General features: G+C 73.7%; 1 protein-coding gene (running past one end of the window). It reads right to left on the bottom strand.

The annotated features are described in order from the left end of the window. A protein-coding gene (locus ASC60_RS14750) for a lonely Cys domain-containing protein (protein WP_267892795.1) crosses the window boundary here: on the bottom strand, nucleotides 1-16,660 show its 5' end (the start). Its footprint begins 55,769 nt before the window's first position; the window shows 16,660 of its 72,429 coding nt (coding positions 1-16,660); it begins with the start codon at nucleotides 16,658-16,660; the stop codon falls past the left edge of the window.

Genomic DNA, 16,660 nt, shown 5'->3' with positions numbered 1-16,660 from the left:
CCCCCGCCCAGTCGCGCAGTGTGCGCACCACCGTGCCCAGCGGCGAGAGCACACCGGAGGAGTGCGTCTCGGCGGCCACCTCGTGCTCGGCGTCGCCGGTGGTGAGCACCTGGTGGCCCTGGTCGACCCGGTTGATGTCCGAGGTGACCGTGCGGGTGATGGTCCCGCTGGAGCCCCGGCTGCGCCACCACGGCCGCCAGACCATGCCGTAGCTGCCGGTCACGCCCTGGCCGTGCTGGTGGGAGTGGCCGTAGACGGCGGTGAAACCGGCCGACTGGGTGAAGGACTTGCTCTGCACCCCCGACGCCTTGTTGCTGCCGCCGACCGTCAGCTCGGTCTCCATCGGCTGCGGCTCGGTCAGCGCGCGCAGGTTGGTGACCCGCATCCGGTGAACGACGGTGGCCAGCCAGTCGAGATAGGGACCCTTGCCGAACAGGCCCGTGGTGTGCGATCCGGTCGCGCTCGCGTTCTGGTCGACGTTGGCCGTCAGGAACTGCGGCTGCTGCGGTCGTACGGCGGCGTCGTGCGCGGGGGCGCCGACCCGGGTCAGCTGCCACTTGTTGTGGGACGCCTTGGCCAGGACCCGGTCCACGATGCCCGGGGACGTCGTGTCGGCCACCACCGACAGGGTCTGGTGGGGCAGCCCGTCCAGCGGCCCGGGGTCCCGGCCGTCCTCGGCCGAGGAGTCGATCAGCCGCCTGGCCTCGTCGCGGGTCATCGGGGTGCGGGTGACCGGGTTCGGGTCCAGGTACGGGTTGTCGGCGCCCGGCGCGTGCGGGTCGGTCTTCGGGGAGTGCTCGGACGGGACGCTCAGCAGCACCTTGCCCCGGACGGCCGGGACCTCGGCGTTGCCGCCGATGATGTCGCCCCGGCCCTTGGGGCCGCGGACGAAGACGGAGGTGCCGAGGATGCCGAAGCTGACCAGGCCGCGCAGCAGGCTCCGGGGCCGCCAGTAGCCGCCGGTGCTCACGCTGAGGGACAGGTCGTAGGAGTAGAGGTTGCCCGGCTTGGTGCTGACCGCCAACTGGTCGAACGTGGCGGTCCCGCCGTAGCCGGACTCGTCGCGGGCCTGCCAGCCCGCCTGATAGCCGAGCTGCCCGGTCAGGGCGTGGGTGGGGAACCCGATGTCGTCGACGGCGGTGTCCCGCAGCGACGCCATCGCCTCGAAGCCCAGCTCGGCCCCCTGGGCCCCGTACTGGCTCTCGTCCAGGGCCATGGCGCCGGGCGCGCTGTGGCGCAGGATGGTGTCCGTGGGGGACACATAGGTGCGGTTGGTCAGCTCCGCGTCGATCCAGATGTGGTAGTAACCGCGGGTGAACCGGCCGGGGTTGACCAGGCCGATGCGGATGCCGGTCCGGCTCATCGCCTCCAGGTTGCCGGCCATGCTGTGGTGCGAGATCGCGTTGATCACGGTCAGCGTGTTGTGCAGGACCATCTGGTAGTGCGCGTGGTCGCGCCACCTCGGGTCGTCCGGGGTCCCGAGGTCCTCCAGCCGGGCGACCATCGTGGGGTACTTGCGGGCGACGGCGGTCAGCACCTGCCGGCTGAACGAGTCGAGCCGGTTGCGCTCGGCGAAGGTGACCTGAGCGCTCTCCGAGACAGCGGTACCGGTGCCGCTGTCGGTGCCGCTGTCATTGCCGGTGCCTGTGCCTGTGTCAGTGCCGGTGCCGGTGCCGCTGTCTTCGGCGATGGGCCGGAGGGCGGTCTCGGCGGAGGTGTCCTCGCCCGCCGCGAACCTGCGGCTGTACCGGCCGTTGGCGTAGAGGAACTGCACCGGCCGGGCCATGCCGAGGGTCGGCGGCCGGTCCTCGGTGAGGTAGGCGGGGGCGTACGGCTCCGTGGCGCCGAAGGTGTTCTCGTCCTCCATCCCGGCCAGGCGGCGCGCCTCGGTGCGCGTCATCCGGTCCAGGCTCCAGGTGGTGAACGGCGTCGCGTGCGCGTCCCCGGTCTTGCGGATCCAGACGGTCTTCTCGACCCGGTACAGGTCGGAGGTGACGTTCTTGGCCCGGCCGACCGAGCGGACCGCCCCCGAGCCGCCGGTCATCGCCGAGCGGCCCCGGGTGTGCCCGAGGCGCAGGCTGGGGCCGATCTGGAAGCGGGGCTTGATCCGGTTCATCCAGTCGGAGATGACGTTCTGGAGGCCGAACGTCGGCAGGTTGAACGTGGGCCCGACGACCAGGGAGAAGTCCTTGGCGATCGCCTTGGTCTGCTTGCGGGTGTTCTGCACCGTCAGGAAGGCCGAGTCCCGCAGCTCCGCCTTGTCGGTCTCCGAGGCCAGCACGGCACGCCCCGGGACCACCCGCTCGATGACGAAGGCGCCCAGCGGGGTGCGCTTCTTGTCGTCGGCGAACAGCGGCTTGCCCGGCACCGAGGACCGGGACAGCCGCCCGGCGAGCTGGTGGAAGTTCCGGGAGGAGAGGAACCGGTCCAGCTCCCGGTAGGCCGAGGAGTCCGGTTCGGCGCCGATCCGCTCCACCGCCCAGTCGCGGATCCGCGCGACCGGGCCGAAGTCCTCGGTGATGACGAGCCGGTAGTCGGACTCGGGCCCCAGCCGCAGCGTCGTGGGGGTCCGGCGGAGCGTGGACTCCGTGGTCACGCCCTCGGGGAGCCGTGCCTTGAGCCCGTGGTGCACTCCGAAGGCGAACTCCACGTCCGGCGCCGCCTCAAAGGCCGGCCGGGACCGCCAGCGGGTGCCGAGGACGCCCCGCTTGGCCGGGCGCGGCTGCTCGGCGTCGGTGATGCGCACCTCGATGTACGCGTCGTCCAGGTACGGGTGCGAGGGGTCCCACTGGCGGGTCTCGCCCACGCTCAGGATCTGGTCCTGGGTGGAGTAGGTGACCTCGCGGATGCGGCCCAGCCGGATGCCGACCCGGCCGAACGCGGAGACGATGGTCGACTGCGGCCCGAGCGGCGCCGTCGGGGCCAGCTGGCGGGTCTGGCCGACCGTCTTGGAACCGCCGATGCTGGCCTGGGCGCGGTAGGCGTTGTCCACCTTGGTCGGTGCGGCGCCGTCGGTGAACTTGGTCCACTCACCGTAGTTGCGCACCCTGATGTGCAGCTTGCGCAGCCGCCCCGACTCGGTGCGGTACACGAACTCGCGGCCGTCCCCGGCGAAGGTCTGCGGGCGTTCCCGCATCGCGCGCTGCATCCGGCGGAAGACGGACTCGTCGATACCGCCGCCACGCACCCGGTGGCGCATCGACGGCTCCTCGCCCGAGGCCGTCTCCGGGCCGTGCCCGGCCATCTCGGTGTCGATGTGCTCCGTGATCCGCTCCCAGTCGCGGATGTAGACGTCGCTCTGCCCGAAGGCGATGGGCATGGCGGTGTCGTCGGACTCGTCGCCGGGGAACGCCAGGAAGCCGTCGACGTAGCCCGGCATTTGGCTGTCGTCGGTGAACCTGCTGGGCCGGTGCACCTGGGGCGGCGGCAGCATCTCGGTGTCGATGCGCGGCCGGCGGCGCTCCTCCAGCTCGTCGTCGATCTGCACCCCGGCCGGCTTCGGCCGGGGGTTCTGGCCGGGCGGCGGGGTGGGCCCGAGGGGGGAGGGCGGCGGGGGCGGAGGCGGCGTCGTGGGCGGAGGGACCTCGGCGACGACGGCGGTGAGGCCGGGCGCCGGGTCCTCAAGGCCCGGCACCGGCCCGCCGAGACCGGGCACCGGGGCGCCGAGACCGGGCACCGGGGCGCCGGGGTCCAGGGTCGCGGTGGTGCCGCGGCCGTTGCGGCGCGAGGAGCCGGGGGTGCTGGCCTCGACCGGCGGGAGCACCTCCGGCAAGTGCGTGCTGACGGAGTCCAGCGGGCGGGGGGTGGACAGGCGCAGGGAGGCCGCCGTGGGGACCTCCCCGGTCTCGGGCGAGGGGCGCAGGGAGAACACCGGGCCGGGCGCCCCGTCGACCGTGTGATTCCCGAGGAGGAACTCCGTGGAGTACACCCCCCGGCCGATGCGCTGGGACAGGTTCTGCGCCAGGTCGGGGGCGAGCCGGTCCAGTTCGGAGATGGCCAGGAAGACGGCGACGGGCGAGTCGTGACTCAGCAGCTCCGGGTCGTTCGCCACCAGTTCGATGAACTCCCCGGCCGGCACCCGCCGGGTCACCCCGGCGTACGACACGAACAGGTGGCTCGGGTCGTCGCGGTCCAGCTCGGCGCGGACCACGTACGGATGCGGCCGGTCCTCTCCTCTTGGGGTCTTCCCGACCCACGGCGCGTCCACCACGCCGCCGGGGGTGTGGACCTTCGACAGGTCGAAGGAGGTGCCCGTCTGCGGCGTGGCCAGCAGATGGCGCCCGGCCGCCGGCTCACCGGCCGTGACCGGGGGCATGGCCGTGGCGTCGGACAGGGCCTGCTCGGTCTCCAGGTCGTAGGCGGCCACCTGGTCAGGGTCGGCCCCGTCGCGTCCGACCGCGTACGCCTCGGCCGTCACGTCCAGCGCCTCGTCCCGCCGCGCGTCGTCCACCTCGGACGGGTCCAGGTGCAGCACCCGCGCGGTGTACGCGTCCAGACCCGCGGCGTCCAGCGCGCCCAGCGCCTCGTACGCCTTGACCCGCGCCCAGAACACCTGCGAGCGCTGGTCCTCACCCACCTCGTCCGGGCCGGACAGCTGGAGGACATCCGTGATCTCCTGCACCACGTCCGCGCCGCCCAGCCAGGCGACGGCCCGGTCCACGGCCGGCGGCAGCGTCACGAAGTCGCCCAGCGACGTGCCGGGGCCGCTGTCGAGCGCCTGGGCGAGCACCGCGCGGTAGTCCGCCCGGCTCGGCTCGGCCTGCCCCAGGGAGAGCTTCGCGGCGGCGACCCGCTGGAAGAAGTCCAGCGTGAACGGGCCCGCCTGCCGGAAACGCGGATCGTCCCGCCACATCCGCTCCAGCGCGGCGGCCCCGCGCAACAGCTCCGCGTACTCCTCGTCCTCCTCGATCCGTACGTCGTCGTCGACCTCGTTCCCGAGCGTCAGCTTCAGCGCCCGCACCAGGTCCAGCGTGCGCAGCCGCTCCTCCTCGGACACCGGGGCGTCCGGACCGCTGTGCAGCCCGACGGCACGCGCCCGACGGTCCAGCTCGTCGGTCTCCGGCTCCGGGAAGAACTCCCCGACCGACCCCCAGCGCCCCTGAGGGTCGGTCATCAGGACACGGATCCACTTGCCGTTGTGGGGATGCATGCTTTCGACGACCGTCGAGGCGCTCGTCTTGTGCCGCATCTCGTTCGCGTAGTGCTGGCCCTGGGCGACGTGCCGGAGCGGGTTGGACACGAAAACGCGGGCGTTGTCATAGTCGCTGCGGGACGGGACAGCGCTGTCCTTCGGGGAACCCGCCTGGCACATGCACAGGACGAGCCAGTCCTCCTTGTCCTTCAGGAGGCCGGTGAAGCTCTTGCGCCTCCTCAGCCACTTGGCGCCCTCGTTGCCCCACGCCTGGTGATTGGTTCCGTCCTTCAACGCGAGGTACGTGTAGCCCGCCCCGCCGTGTGCGCCGAAGAACGCCTTCACCTTCCCCCGGGCGGCCAGTTCCAGGGGGAACGTCTTGGAGATGGTGCCGGCGCCGAAGTTGGCGTGCGCGTACTCCGTCACCTGGTCGAGGTGGCGGAGAGGCTCCTCCCGTATGGACATCTCGTCGGCAGGGAAGGCGGAGCGGCCGATCTGCAGGCCCGTCAGCTCACTGCCTATGGGCGAGGACAGCACGTTCTCGTGCCAGTCCTCGTAGCCGTCCTTGTCATCGGAGTCGGCCAGCAGGCCGGGCGGGACGGGGAACCAGAAGCCCACCGGGCGCCCGGGAGCCTTGAAGACCGCGAGGGCCAGACGGCCGTCCGGCGTGGTCGTCAGCCGTACGTCGCCGCTGTGCGCCCATACGGTACGCCCCGTCCGCTCCGCCAGCAGCCGCGCCAGGTACTGGTCGCCGTCGCCCGCGTACGGCAGGACCAGCACGATCGGGGCGTCCGCGGGGAGCTTCGCCAGCTCCGGGTCCTTCAGGACCCGCTCCACGAACCGCTCGACGGTCACGTCCCGGGTCGTGCCGTCCCGCTCCGGGACCGTCACCCAGTCGTCGCTCATGGTGGCCGCCAGCAGGTACGGCTTGGGACCCTTGCGCCACCCCGGGACGGTCTGATCGAGGATGTTCGGGGCGCTGCCCGGCTGCTCCTCCAGAAGGCTGACGGTGTCGGCATACAGATCGCCGTCGGGCAGGCCCGTCCAGTTCACGCCCGGGACCCGGGCGCCGCCGGTGGTGAAGCGGTGGTCCTCGTAGAGACCCGCCTCCTTCTCGGCGTAGTACGCCGCCAGCTCCGCCAGAGTGCCGGCCCGGCCGTCCTCCATCGCCTGGCCGGTCACCGCGTACAGGTCCACGAGCAGGGCATTGGTCACCGGCGTGGCGTCGTCCAGGCCCATCACGCGCTTGGCCAGGGCGTCCGGGCGGAACGCACCATCCCTCAGATCGGGCTCGGCCTGCCGCAACTCGTCCAGCCCCTGCACAGCCGCCGAATACCGGTGAGTGGTGGTCCCGATCTTCACCGGGGCGGAGGCCGGGCTCGGCGACGTCATGCTGGTCGTTACGCTGACGGCGAAGTCGCCCTCGGACAGGCCCTCGTCGGCCGCGCCGAGCGCCGTCAGCTCCCGGTCGAGGTGGCGCCGGAACACCGCGGCCACCGCGTCGGCCCGCGCGCGGGCGAGCTGCCCGTCCGTTCCGCCGCCGTACCCGGTGACGCTGATCGGGGGCTCGGGCAGCTTCGCCCGCTTTTCCCGCCAGCCGGTCTCGGCCACCCGGGCCGCCAGCTCCGCGATCACCGCTTCCTGATCCGCGGACACCTCTGCGGACTGCCCGTCGAATGCCACCGGGGTCGACGGCGGCAGCACGGACGGCGCGGCCGAAAGCAGCACGTACGCCCCGGCCGAAAAGGGGGCGGACGGGGTCATGGCGAACGGGACGGCCGGAGCGGCGGGCGGATCGCCGACGGGCGCGGTGTGCACCTGGCCCGAGTCGATCCGGGCGGCCAGCTCCGCGATCTGATCCGCCGACAGGCGCGTGGCCGGCAGCGACGCGGGCCGGGCCGTCGGCGGCGGCGAGGACGCAGGCACCTCGGCGGCGACGGCGGTGAGGCCGGGTGCTGGATCGTTGAGACCCGGCACCGGCGCCGGCATGCTCACCGAGTCCAGTGCGCGGGGGCTGGACACCCGCAGGGCGGCGGCGGTGGGGGCCGCCCCGGTGACGGGCGAGGGGTGCAGGGAGAACACCGGGTGCGCGGCCCCGTCGGCCGTGTGCTCCCCGACGGGGAACTCCGTGGAGTACACCGTCCGGCCGATGCGCTGGGCCAGGTCCTGCGCCAGGTCGGGGGCGAGCCGGTCCAGTTCGGAGACGGCCAGGAAGACGGGGACGGCCTGGTCGAGGGTCAGCAGCTGCGGGTCGTTCGCCACCAGTTCGATGAACTCCCCGGCCGGCACCCGCCGGGTCACCCCGGCGTACGACACGAAGAAGTGGCTCGGGTCGTCGCGGTCCGGCTCGGCGCGGACCACGTACGGACGCGGCCGGTCCTCTCCTCTTGGGGTCTTCCCGACCCACGGCGCGTCCACCACGCCGCCGGGGGTGTGGACCTTCGACAGGTCGAGGGGGACGCCCGTCTGCGGCGTGGCCAGCAGATGGCGCCCGGCCGCCGGACCGCCGGCCGTGACCGGGGGCATGGCCGTGGCGTCGGACAGGGCCTGCTCGATCTCCAGGTGGTAGGCGCCCACCTGGGCCGGGTCGGCCCCGTCGCGGCCGACCCCGTACGCCTCGGCCGTCACGTCCAGCGCCCGCTGCCGCCGCGCGTCGTCCACCTCGGACGGGTCCAGGTGCAGCACGCTCGCGGTGTACGCGTCCAGTGCGGCGGCGTCCAGCGCGCCCAGCGCCTCGTGCGCCTTGACCCGCGCCCAGAACATCCGCGAGCGCTCGTCCTCACCCACCTCGTCCGGGCCGGACAGCTGGAGGACATCCGTGATCTCCTGCACCACGTCCGGGCCGCCCAGCCAGGCGACGGCCCGGTCCACGGCCGGCGGCAGCGTCACGAAGTCGCCCAGCGACGTGCTTGGGTCGCTGCCGAGCGCCTGGGCGAGCACCGCGCGGTAGTCCGCCCGGCTCGGCTCGGCCTGCCCCAGGGAGAGCTTCGCGGCGGCGACCCGCTGGAAGAAGTCCAGCGTGAACGGGCCCGCCTGCCGGAAACGCGGATCGTCCCGCCACATCCGCTCCAGCGCGGCGGCCCCGCGCAGCAGCTCCGCGTAGGCGTCGTCCTCCTCGACGCGGACGTCGTCGTCGATCTCGTTCCCGAGCGTCTCCTTCAGCGCCCGCACCAGCTCCAGCGTCCGCTGCCGCTCCTCCTCGGACACCGGGTCGTCCGGACCGCTGTGCAGCCCGATGGCACGCGCCCGGCGGTCCAGCTCGTCGGTCTCCGGCTCCGGGAAGAACTCCGCGTACGAGCCCCAGCGCCCCTGGGGGTCGGTCACCAGGCCATGGACGTACTCGCCGTTGTGGAAAAAGACGCCTGCGCTGACGGTCGTGGCGCTCGTCTTGTTCCGCATCTCGTTCGCGTAGTGCTGGCCCTGGGCGACGTTCCTGAGCGGGTTGGGCACGAACGCGCGGGCGTTGTGGTAGCCGCTACGGGATGGGACAGCGCTGTCCTTCGGGGAACCAGCCCGACACATGAGCAGGCCGAGCCAGTCCTCCTTCTTGTCCTTCAGGAGGCCGGTGAAACTCCTGCGCTTCTTGAGCCACTTGGCGCCCGAGTCGCCCCGCGCCGTGTGCTTTTCCCCGTCGTCCAGGGCGAAGGACGTGTAGCCCGCCCCGCCGTGAGCGGCGAAGAACGCCTTCAGCTTCCCCCGGACGGCCGGTTCCAGGGGGAACGTCTTGGACATGGTGCCGGTGGCGAAGTTGGCGTGCACGTACTTCGTCACCTGGTCGAGGTGGCGGAAGTCCTCCTCCCGTATAGCCAGATCGTCGGGCGAGTAGGAGGCGCGGCCGAACTGCAGTCCCGTCGCCGCGCTCGCCAGCGGGGAGGACAGCACGTCCTCGTGCCAGTCCGCGTCGTCCGCGTCGTCCGTGTCATCCGCGTCGGGCAGCATGCCGGGCGGGACGGGGAACCACTCGCCCACCGGGCGCCCGGAAGCGGTGAAGACCGCGACGGCCAGCCGGCCGTCCGGCGTGGTCATCAGCCGCGCGTCGCCGCTGTGCGCCCATACGGTGCGGCCCGTCCGCTCCGCCAGCAGCCGCGCTACGTACTGGTCTTTGTCACCGGCAAACGGCATGGCCAGCACGATCGGGGCGTCCGCGGGGAGCTTCGCCAGCTCCGGGTCCTTCAGTACCTCCGCCACGAACCGCTCGGCGCTCACGGTCCGCGTCGTGCGGTCCAGCGCCGGAATCTTCACCCGGTCGCCGTCCATGGTGGCCGCCAGCAGGTACGGCGTGGGGCCGCCCAGCCACCTGGGGACCTTCGAGTCGAGGATCCGGGGGGTGGCGCCCGGCCGCTCCTCCAGGAGGCCGATGGTGTCCGCGTACAGCTCGCCGTCGGGCAGGTCCGTCCAGTTCAGGCCCGGGGCCCGGGTACCGCCGAGGGTGAAGCGGTGGTCCGCGTAGCGTTCCGCCTCCTTCTCGGCGCGGTACGCCGCCACCTCCGCCAGGCTGCCCGCCCGGCCGTCCCGCATCGCCGCGTCGGTCACCGCGTACAGGTCCGCGCGAGATGCGCCGGTGACCGGGGTGGCGTCGGCCAGGCCCAGGACGCGCCTGGCCAGGGCGGCCGGCCGGAACGGGCCGTCCCGTAGACCGGGTTCGGCCTGCCGCAGCTCGTCCAGGCGCAGTGCCGTCGCCGAGTGCCGGTCGGCGGTGATGCCGATCGTCACCGAGGCGGAGCCCGGATCCGGTGACGTGGTGCCGTCGGTCGTCACGTGGAGGGTGAAGCCGCCTGCGGACAGGTCCGCTCCGGCCTTGCCGAGCGCGGTCAGCGCCCGTTCGAGGTGGCGCCGGAACACCGCGGCCACCGCGTCGGCCCGCGAGCGGGCGAGCTGCCCGTCCGCTCCGCCGCCGTGTCCAGTGACTCTGATCGGGTGCTCGGGCAGCTTCGCCCGCTTGTTCCGCAGGCCGGTCTCGGCCACCCGGGCCGCCAGCCGCGCAATCTCCGCCTCCTGGCCGGCCGACACCTCGGCGGACTGCCCGTCGAACGCCACCGGGGTCGACCGCGGCAGCACGGACGGCCCGGGGGAAGAGGCGGCGGGCGGGACGGCCGGAGCGGCGACCGGGACGGCCGGAGCGGCGGGCGGATCGCCGACGGGCGCGGTGTGCACCTGGCCCGAGTCGATCCGGGCGGCCAGCTCCGCGATCTGATCCGCCGACAGGCGCGTGGCCGGCAGCGACGCGGGCCGGGCCGTCGGCGGCGGCGAGGACGCAGGCACCTCGGCGGCGACGGCGGTGAGGCCGGGCGCCGGGGCGCCGGGGTCCAGGGTCGCGGTGGTACGGCGGCCGTCGCCGCGGGAGGAGGCGGGGGTGTCCGCGTCGACCGGCGGGGGCGGCACCAGCGCCGGCATGCTCACCGAGTCCAGTGCGCGGGGGCTGGACACCCGCAGGGCGGCGGCGGTGGGGGCCGCCCCGGTGACGGGCGAGGGGTGCAGGGAGAACACCGGGTGGGGCGCCCCGTCCGCCGTGTGCTCCCCGACGGGGAACTCCGTGGAGTACACCGTCCGGCCGATGCGCTGGGCCAGGTCCTCCGCCAGGCCGGGGGCGAGACGGTCCAGCTCGGAGACGGCCAGGAAGACGGGGACGGCCGGGTCGAGTTTCAGCAGGTCCGAGTCGTTCGCCACCAGTTCGGCGAACTCCGCGGCCGGCACCCGCCGGGTCTGCCCGCCGTAGGACACGAAGAGGTGGCTCGGGTCGTTGCGGTCCGGCTCGGCGCGGACCGCGTACGGAGCGGGCAGGTCCCGTCCGTCCGCGGTCTTCCCCGTCCACGGCGCGTCCACCGTGCCGCCGGGGAGGTGGACCTTCGACAGGTCGAGGGGGACGCCCGTCTGCGGCGTGACCAGCAGATGGCGCCCGGCCGCCGGACCGCCGGCCGTGACCGGGGGCATGGCCGTAGCGGCGGACAGGGCCTGCTCGATCTCCAGGTGGTAGGCGCCCACCTGGGCCGGGTCGGCCCCGTCGCGGCCGACCGCGTACGCCGCGGTCGTCACGTCCAGCGCCCGCTGCCGCCGCGCGTCGTCCACCTCGGACGGGTCCAGGTGCAGCACGCTCGCGGTGTACGCGTCCAGTGCGGCGGCGTCGAGGGTGTCCAGCGCCTCGTACGCCTTGACCCCGGCCCAGAACACCTGGGAGCGCTCGTCCTCGCCCACCTCGTCCGTACCGGACAGCGCGAGGACATCGGCGATCGCCCGCGGCACGTCCGGGCCGTCCAGCCGGGCGGCGACCCGGTCCACGGCCGGGGGCAGCGTCACGAAGTCCGGCAGCGGCGTACCAGGTCCGGCGGCGAGGGCCTGGGCGAGCACCGCGCGGTAGTCGTCCCGGCGCGGCTCGGCCTGCCCCGGGGGCAGCTTCGCGGCGACGACCCGCTGGAGGAAGTCCAGGGTGAACGGGCCCGCCTGCCGGAAACGCGGATCGTCCCGCCACATCGCCTCCAGCGCGGCGGCCCCGCGCAGCAGCTCCGCGTAGGCGGGGTCCTCCTCGACGCGGACGTCGTCGTCGATCTCGTTCCCGAGCGTCAGCTTCAGCGCCCGTACCAGCTCCAGCGTCCGCTGCCGTGCCTCCTCGGACACCGGGTCCGGTCCGCGGTGCAGCCCGACGGCGCGCGCCCGGCGGTCCAGTTCGGCGGTCTCCGGCTCCGGGAAGAACTCCGCGTACGAGCCCCAGCGCCCCTGGGGGTCGGTCACCAGGGCGCGGACGTACTCGCCGTTCAGGTGCAGCACGCCGGAGCGGACGGTGGCGGCGCTCACCTTGTTCCGCATCTCGTTCGCGTAGTGCTGGCCCTGCGGGACCTCCCGGAGCGGGTTGGGCACGAAGGCGCCGGGGTTGTTCCGCCCGAAGGCGGTACGGCGCGGGATGGCGCTGTCCTTCGGGGAAGCCGACCGGCACGACAGCAGGGCGAGCCAGTCCTCCTTCTTGTTCTCCAGGAGGGCGGTGAAACTCCTGCGCTTCTTCAGCCACTTGGCGCCGCCGGCGCCCCATACCTGGTGCTTGGTCCCGTCGTCCAGGGCGAAGGACGTGAAGCCCGCCCCGCCGTGGGCGCCGAAGAACGCCTTCAGCTTCCCCCGGGCGGCCGGTTCCAGGGAGAACGTCCTGGAGTAGGCGCCGGTGGCGAAGTTGAAGTGCACGTACTTCGTCACCTGGTCGAGGTGGCGGTACGTGTCCTCCCGCTGGGCCATCTCCTCGGGCTGGAACGAGGCGCGGCCGATCTGCCAGTCCGTCAGCTCGCTGCCCACCGGCCAGGACAGCACGTGGTCGTGCCAGTCCTCGTCGTGGCCGCCGTCCTCCTCGTCGGAGTCGGGCAGCAGGCCGGGCGGGACGGGGAACCACGCGCCCACCGGGCGCCCGGGAGCCTTGAAGACCGCGAGGGCCAGACGGCCGTCCGGCGTGGTCGTCAGCCGTACGTCGCCGCTGTGCGCCCATACGGTACGCCCCGTCCGCTCCGCCAGCAGCCGCGCCACGTACTGGTCTTTGTCACCGGCGAACGGCATGGCCAGCACGATCGGGGCGTCCGCGGGGAGCTTCGCCAGCTCCGGGTCCTTCAGGACCTCCGCCACGAACCGCTCGGCGCGCACGATCCAGGGGCCGCCGCCCAGTGCCGGGATCGTCACCCGGTCGTCCACCGAGGTGGCGGCCAGCAGGTAGGGCCTGGGGCCGCCCAGCCACCTCGGGGCCGTCGCGTCGAGAACCCGCGGGGTGGTGCCCGGCCGCTCCTCCAGGAGGCTGATGGTGCTCGCGTGCAGCTCCGCGTCGGGCAGGTCCGTCCAGTTCAGGCCCGGCACCCGGGTACCGCCGAGGGTGAAGCGGTGGTCCGCGTAGCGTTCCGCCTCCTTCTCGTCCCGGTACGCGGCCACCTCCGCCAGGCTGCCCGCCCGGCCGTCCCGCATCGCCGCGTCGGTCACCGCGTACAGATCCATGCGCAGAGCGCTGGTGACCGGTGTGCCGTCGGTCAGGCCCAGGACGCGCCTGGCCAGGACGTCCGGAGCGAACGGTCCGTCCCGCAGACCGGGCTCGGCCTGCCGCAGCTCGTCCAGCCGCAGCACGGTCGCCGAATGCTGGTGGGCGTTGATCCCGATCGTCACCGGGCCGGAGGCCGCGGCCGACGGACTCCTGCCCCCGGTCGTCACGAGGATGGTGAAGTCGCCCTCGGACAGGCCCTCACCGGCCGCGTCGGGCGCGGTCAGTGCCCGGCCGAGGTGGTGCCGGAACACCGCGGCCACCGCGTCGGCCCGCGCGCGGGCGAGCTGCTGGTCCGGTCCGCTGCCGGTGATGCGGATCGCGAGCCTGGGCAGCTTCGCCCGCTTGTTCCGCGCCCCGGCCCCGGCCACCCGGGCCGCCAGCCGTGCGATGGCCGCCTCCTGGTCCGCGGACACCTCGGCGGACCGTCCGTCGAACGCCACCGGGGTCGAGCGCGGCAGCACGGACGGCCCGGCCGGGGCGGCGGGAGCGGACGTGCCGGCCGGCGTCACGGGGGCCGGGGCGGCGGGCGGATCGCCGACGGGCGCGGTGTGCACCTGGTCCGAGTCGATCCGGGCGGCCAGCTCCGCGATCTGATCCGCCGACAGGCGCGGGGCCGGCAGCGACGCGGCCGGGGCCGCCGGCGGCCGCCCGGACTCGGCGGCCCGCGCCGTCGCCACCGCGGAGCGGGGCCCCGGGGGCAGCGCGGGCATCGGCGCCCAGGGCGACAGCACGGCCTGCCCGGCCTCGCGGCGCAGCGGATCCGAGGCCGGGCGCGGGGCGTCGACCGGCGTGTTCGGGGCGACGGGCCGCGTCACGCGGAAGTCCGCCACCGTCGGGGCCGGGGCGCCCGGGGCCTGGGTCAGGGCCGGTACGGGGCGCTGGGACCCGAACGGCGTGAACCGGTCCAGGGGCAGGGCCGTCGAATGGACCGGATGGCCGATCCGCTGGGCGAGTCGCTCGGCCAGGCCGGGAAGGTGCTGGTCGAGCTCCGAGATCTCCAGGACGACGGGGGTGTTCAGCGGCCTGACCAGCAGGTGGCGGTCGTTGGCCAGCAGCTCGACGAACACCGCCTCCGGCACGCTCAGGGACCGCCCGCCCAGGGACAGCGTGAGGCTGCCCGGGTTGTTCCGGTCCACCGAGGCCCGCACCGCGTAGGGAGCCGGCTTGTCGTTGCCCCGCGCGTCCTTCCCCGCCCACGGCGCGTCCACGGGGCCGCCGGGCGTCCAGATCTTCGACAGGTCCGGGCCCGGGGTCTTCGGCGCCTCCACGAAGTCGCGCCCGGAGACCGGTGTCGGCAGGTCCTTCGCGCCGTCGGGGAGGAACACGGCGGTGGAGTCCAGCAGAGCGCCCTGGCTCTCCAGGTAGCCCGCCTGCACCACGGCGGGGTCGGCCCCGTCACGCCCGCGCGCGTACAGCATGGTCATCAGCCACCGGGCGGTCCGGCGCAGGTTGTCGTCGGGCGCGGCGCCGAAGGTCTGCCTGATGAGCGCGTCGAGGTCCGCCCCGGGCGCGGCCAGGGCCTCGTGCGTCTTGACCCGGGCCCAGAACACGCGGGAGAGCTCGGCGGGTCCCACCGTCTGCTGGCCGGTCAGGGCCAGGGCCGCCGCGGTCTCCACCGCCGGGGCCACCGTGGTCCACCAGAGGACCGCCTCGTCCAGCGCCCCCGTCAGCTTCGGGGCGAAGGTCACCAGGGCGGTGCCGTCGGGCGCGGCCGCCGCGGCGGCGAGCACCGCGCGGTAGTCGTCGTGGCGTGCCTCGGTCCGCCCCTCGGGGAGCCTGGCGGCGACGACCCGCTGGAGGAGGTCCAGCGTGAACGGGCCCGCGCCGTCGAACCGCGGGTCCTCCCCCCACATCCGGTCCAGTGCGGCGGCCCCGCGCAGCAGCTCCGCGTAGGCGCCGTCCTGCTCGACCAGCACGCCGTCGTCCGCGTCGTTCCCCAGGGTCAGCCTCAGCGCCCGCACCAGGCGCAGGGTCTTCTGCCTGGCCTCCTCGGACACCTCCCCCGGGCCCGTGTGATACCCGGCCACGCGGGCCCGGCGGTCCAGCTCGGCGGTCTCGGGCTCGGGATAGAACGTCGCGATCGAACCGGGCCGCCCCTGCGGGTCGGTGTAGACCGCCATGACGAGTTCGCCGTCCACGAACCTGGCCCCGACCGGGCCGAAGGCGGCGCTGACCTTGTGCCGGGTTTCGTTCGCCACGTGCTGTGCGACGGAGACGTCGGCGAGCGGATCGGGGACGAAGGCCACCGACAGGGGGTGCGACACCCCGGGGAAGACGGTGTCCGCGTACGCGATGCCGGGAACGGCACGGTCCATGGGAGAGCCGTTCCAGCGCGTCTCCATGTGGATCCAGTCGTCCTCATGGAGGTTCTGCACGCTCTTGCGGCGCGCGAGGTACCGCGCCCCCTCGACGCCGTAGGCGTAGTGGGTCGTGCCGTCGTCGAGTTCGAACGCCATCCGGCCCGCACCGCCGTGCCCGTCCCAGGTGTACCTCCTGCCCCGGTGCGGCAGCGGGATCTTCCCCGACACGGTCTTCTCGGTGGTGGCGTTCACGTGGACGTAGTGCGTCATCGTGCCGAAGTGGCGCTGATGGATCTCCACGTCCCACCGCGCGACCTCGGCCTTCGGCAGGCCGGAGCGGCCGACCTGCCGCTTCAACCGCGCGTCCATGATCGTCCGGGTCAGCACCTTGCGGTACCAGTCCGGGACACCGGGCCCGCGGTCGGGCGCCAGACCGGGCGGGGTGGGGATCCAGTCGCCCACGTGGCGGCCGGCCTCGTGCAAGACACCGATGAAGTCCAGGAACGGACCCTCGTAGGTGGCCGCGTGGCCGGAGTGCGCCCACACCGTCCTCCCGGTCCGCTCGGCCAGCAGCCGCGGCAGATCGAGGCCCTGGTCGCCGGCGAACGGGACGGCCAGCACGATCGGGTGGTCCGGCGGCAGGCCCTCCCGCTCCAGATCACGCGCGACCAGCTCGATGAACTCGTCGATGGTCAGGTCCCGGGTCGTCCCGTCCGGCCACGGCACGACGACCTTCTCATGCGTGCCCGCGGCCGACACGACGTAGGGCAACGGCCCGCCGGCCCACTCGGAGTCCTTGATCCCGACCGTCCTGACGCTGCCGTCCGGAAGCCGCTCGACGGTCTCGTAGGTGTCGGTGTCCAGCCTGAGGACCTTGTGGGAACCCCAGTTGAGGCCCGGGACGCGCGTGCCGCCCATCAAGAAGAAGCGGTCCCGGTTCGGGGCGATCAGGCCCTGCTGGAAGACGTGGTACGCGCCCAGGGACGCCAGGCTGTCCGCCCAGCCGTCCGCCGCGGCTTCCGTGTACAGCCCGTACAGCCGCTCGCGGACGTCCGCGTCCACCGGGGCGTCCGGGGGGAGGTGGAGGATGCCGCGGGTGGTGGCGTCGTCGTCCAGCGGGTCGTTCACCAGGCCCGGGTCGGCTATGCGGAGTTTACGCACCGCCGTGGCCGGATCGCCGAGTTCTATCGTCACCTGACGGCGCAGCGCCGCCACGTCCGCGTCCGGCAT

Source organism: Streptomyces sp. NBRC 110028, assembly GCF_001417735.1.
Taxonomy (GTDB): domain Bacteria; phylum Actinomycetota; class Actinomycetes; order Streptomycetales; family Streptomycetaceae; genus Streptomyces.
The sequence above is the reverse complement of the archived record's forward strand: the minus strand, read 5'-3'. Positions and strand labels throughout refer to the sequence as shown.